Origin of the sequence: Methylobacterium sp. 22177 (assembly GCF_052045615.1) — a bacterium.
Classification (GTDB): domain Bacteria; phylum Pseudomonadota; class Alphaproteobacteria; order Rhizobiales; family Beijerinckiaceae; genus Methylobacterium; species Methylobacterium radiotolerans.
The window spans coordinates 1-4,224 of record NZ_JBQEPK010000102.1; the positions used below are offsets into that span (position 1 = coordinate 1).

At 54.9% G+C, this 4,224-nt stretch carries 3 protein-coding genes; 1 reads left to right on the forward strand and 2 read right to left on the reverse strand.

The genetic code is table 11. The features are described from left to right. On the reverse strand, positions 1–1,227 hold a 1,227-nt coding region (locus ACTJK8_RS32115; RefSeq protein ID WP_440763188.1), incomplete at its 3' end, for a S8 family peptidase. Between the two features lie 474 nt (positions 1,228–1,701). Here ACTJK8_RS32115 and ACTJK8_RS32120 point away from each other — a divergent pair. After that, the gene (locus ACTJK8_RS32120; RefSeq protein WP_440763189.1) at positions 1,702–3,435 is read left to right on the forward strand and encodes an outer membrane beta-barrel protein; all 1,734 of its coding nucleotides are present in this window, start codon (positions 1,702–1,704) and stop codon (positions 3,433–3,435) included. A 122-nt stretch (positions 3,436–3,557) separates the two neighbouring features. On the opposite strand, the gene ctrA is transcribed toward ACTJK8_RS32120, so the two are convergent. After that, positions 3,558–4,224, reverse strand: a 667-nt coding sequence (gene ctrA, locus ACTJK8_RS32125) for a response regulator transcription factor CtrA (protein ID WP_440763190.1), incomplete at its 5' end; no start/stop codon positions are given.

The window sequence follows — 4,224 nt, forward strand, 5'->3', positions numbered from 1 at the left end:
GGTGGTGTTGACGGTCCAGTCGGAGGTGAACTGGCCGGGCCCGTCGATGGCCTTGCCGAGGTTGAGCAGGCCCCAGCCGAAGACGCTGTTCGGCCTGTCGGCGGGGCCGTCACCGAGGTGGGTGGCGGTGGTGAACATGGTCTGGGCGATCTGCGGCGCGGTCAGGAACGGAAACGCCTGACGCAGAACAGCCGCGGCACCAGAAATTACGGGAGCAGCCGAAGATGTTCCGCCTCTGTCCCAGAAAGAATATCCGGTGTATTCTCCATTATTATTAGGTTTGTCACGTGGAAAAGCGACGTTTATATCGTCGGCTGGCGCTGCGATGCACCATGCAGCAGCCACGCCGCACAAATTGCTATAATCAGCAATGGACCCGTCTTTCTTGAGAGCTACAGCGGCTACAATAAATCCATTCAGGCTTGAAAAATCTAGCTGCCCGTCTACCCGTTGCGAGTTCGAATTATAAACGCGATAAACGCTGCCGTCATTGTTTTTTGGGCTGATATAAGGAAGTAGTGAATTGCTGCTAGCGTTCCTATAATTATCGCCATTATCTTCGCTATGATTGTTTCCAGCGGAAAAAATCATCAGAACATCTTTGCTGGCGGCCAAGCTAGCGGCAGTGTAGGAACGTTCAATTCTATTTACATTGTAGGTTTGAAATGAATAATCATATTCAAATGTGTATCCGTAGCTGCCATTGAGGACCCTGGCGCCGTTGTTTGCAGCGTAAGATATCGCTTCATCTGCTTGAGCTATGCCAAAAAGTGACATAATTGTACTTTCAAAAGCGACTCCCATAACTTGGGAGTTGTTCCAAGGGTTGGCAGCAAGTGAACTTGCCACCGCTGTCCCGTGTCCCATCCCATGTCCAGTACCCGCGTCGAAGATCGGTTTGGCTGCATTGTCTATAAAATTATACGATAAATCTGATACCCGGCCGATAAATGCTGGGTGTGTTGCGTCAAGTCCTGTGTCGATGATAGCAACGGTCACCCCATAACCGGTAAATCCACGAGCATAAGCAGTAGAGGCATTAATAGTTGAGAGGACGTAGTTTCGCTTGTATGCATCCCATTGCTGAAAATCGGTTGCCGAAAGCCCGTAAATCGAGGGTGATGGTGTCGGCATATTCTGCGCAGCGGCCGAATTCAGGCCGGCCGCCAGTGCATACAGCGAGCAACCGAGCATCAAGCCGTGATGTGACGAGCGGTGTTTTGCCATCCCAATCATTCTCGCCCAGTGACCGCTGGATGCAGCTGAGCGATGCTCCATGTGAGAATGATGGCTCAAAGCAAACTACCCCTCGCATCCTGATGCGATGAATTTCGCCTCTTTGAGCAGAGCCGCCTCAAGCAAACTATTACCGCGACGCCACAGACCGGGCCGTGATCGCAATCTGAGACGTTGAATGGCGTACTTTGGGACGCATTGACCCTGATTGCATGGTAGCAACAGCTATAAATAGAGAAATTTCGAAAATAATCACTTTTGAGTTGCATAGAGAAGGGCGACTTGTAAGACATGACGTTCATTCTCACTCAGATCTTAAGTTGTCTGAGAAACTGTCATTGGCACAAATCGATCTGGCGTCTGGAGCCATAATTCAGGGCATCACATTTAAGAATATATTAACCACGATTTTTTACCAATTTGGCCGAGCTCTGGGGTCTCCCCTGCTCAGCCGGGGGGACGACTATGTATCGGACGACGGGTGTAGGCCTTCTGCTGAGCCTTCTCTCGACAACTGCGAGCGCGGCGGATCTGTCTCCGATTGCTCGACTGAATTATCCTGTCCCGCCGATCTTTAGCTGGACGGGAGCCTATGCTGGCCTTTTTACCGGGTATGGAAGCCTGGACAGCAATACCAAATTCATTTGTACGGCGCCTGGTAGGCAAGCGGGCGCACCGGAGTGTCCGATCCTTCCGTCCTGGCGTGCCTCGGATGCCAGCTTCATCGGTGGTGGCGAGGTCGGTTACAACTGGCAGACACCCTCGGGTCTGGTCGCAGGTGCTGCAGCGGACTACCAGTTCACCCGGCTGTGGGGCTACGGCCGTCAAGAGGGCAATTTCAAGACAGTCGACGGCTCCGTATTTTTCGACAGTGTTGCCCATTCCGGACAAAGACTCGACGATCTTGCAACTTTCCGCGGCAAAATCGGCTTCTCTATCGACCAGACGTTTATATACGTCACCGGTGGCCTTGCGGTAGGTCATGTTCGTATTGATAATAATCTGAATTTGTCAATCAAGCCGGACGCGGCGCCGGCAGCAGCATTTGATGGCCGCGGTGGTGCTGTGCGCCTTGGCTACGTCGCTGGTATGGGGATCGAGCACGCGTTCAGCGAGCGTCTCTCTGCCAAGGTCGAAGGCCTCTATTACAATCTCGGGTCCCGAGCCGTTGTGCCCGACCAGACCAGCGGCGGTGAACTGCTTGGTTATCGCGCGGGCACCCGCATTGCGACGGATGGCTTCTTGGCCCGCGTCGGCCTCAACTATCGGTTCTCGGCTGGACGACCCAATCTGCCACTGGATGGGCCGATCGGTCCCCCAATCTGGGGCTTCGAGGGTGGCGCGCGCTACTTCTATAGTTCCGGCAGTCCGCGTGAGACGCTCGGCGACTCCTTTGTTCCGGGACAGGCCAACTCACGCCTCATCTATAAGGATGCCCAGGCCCATGCCGGGGAGAGCTTTGCTCGGCTCGAGCACAATCCCTCGGGCCTGTTCGCCAAGGGCTTCCTCGGGTCGGGTGGTGTCACGGGTGGACGCCTCTCGGATGAAGATTACCCGCCCAGCTATAACCCCTACTCTAAAACACTCCACCCTATTAAAGACGGAGATGTAAGTTATGGTGTAATTGATTTTGGTTATGATGTGCTTCGTAGGGATGATTTTAAAATCGGAGGATTTATAGGTTATCAGTATTTATCGGAGTTGTACAACGGTTATGGTTGTCGTCAGGTCGCGACGCATCCCAGCTGCATCATACCAGAGCCGAATAGTAAAAAATCCCTCGGCGAGAATATGCAGTGGAATGCGATGCGTGTGGGCGTGATCGGTGAGGCGCGGTTTGGCCGGGTTCGGCTGAGCCTCGAGGGTGCCTATCTTCCAGTTGTCGCTCTCGACGGCGTCGACCGCCATTGGAACCGACCCGATATCAATCCTGGCCCTGAAGGAGGGCGCGGCGATGGCTATTTCCTGGAAGGGATCGTCTCTTACGACCTGACGCCGTCGGTCAGCATTGGTGTCGGAGGACGTTACTGGCGGATGCAGACTGACAAAGCCCAGACGACGGGTTTCCCCTTTGCACAACCCAGCCCGATGAAATTCGAGACTGCGCGCTACGGCGGCTTCGCGCAACTCTCATACCGGTTGGCTGATTTCGGTTTTGGGGGCGGAGCTATTGAGTCGGTCTTGGCTCGCAATAACTAGCGGTCGCACTTAAGCGGCCTTCCAGCGAGGCCGTTTTATGTGCCTCGTTCTGGTGCGAGAAATTGATTAGCGCTGATAAAATGAGATTGTGATATTTATAATTTTTAGTACTTGAGATATAGTCAGCTTGCTATGCTTTGCGTCTCGATTGGTTCTTCGCGCAGCACGTAGCCGCGGCCCCAGACGGTCTCGATGTAGTTCTTGCCTTGGCTGGCGTTGGCGAGCTTCTTGCGCAACTTGCAGATGAAGACGTCGATGATCTTCAGCTCCGGCTCGTCCATGCCGCTGTAGAGATGGTTCAGGAACATCTCCTTGGTGAGCGTCGTGCCCTTCCGCAGCGAGAGGAGTTCCAGCATCTGGTACTCCTTGCCGGTGAGGTGCACCCGGGCGCCGCCGACCTCGACGGTCTTCTGGTCGAGGTTAACGATCAGGTCGCCGGTGGTGATGACCGACTGGGCGTGACCCTTCGAGCGGCGCACGATGGCGTGGATGCGCGCCACCAGCTCGTCCTTGTGGAACGGCTTGGTGAGGTAGTCGTCCGCGCCGAAGCCGAGGCCCTTCACCTTGTCCTCGATGCCGGCCATGCCGGACAGGATCAGGATCGGCGTCTTCACCTTCGCCACGCGCAGCGAGCGGAGCACCTCGTAGCCCGACATGTCGGGCAGGTTCAGATCGAGGAGGATGATGTCGTAGTCGTACAGCTTACCGAGATCGACACCCTCTTCCCCGAGGTCGGTGGTGTAGGTGTTGAAGTTCTCGGACTTGAGCATCAGCTCGATGCTCTGCGCG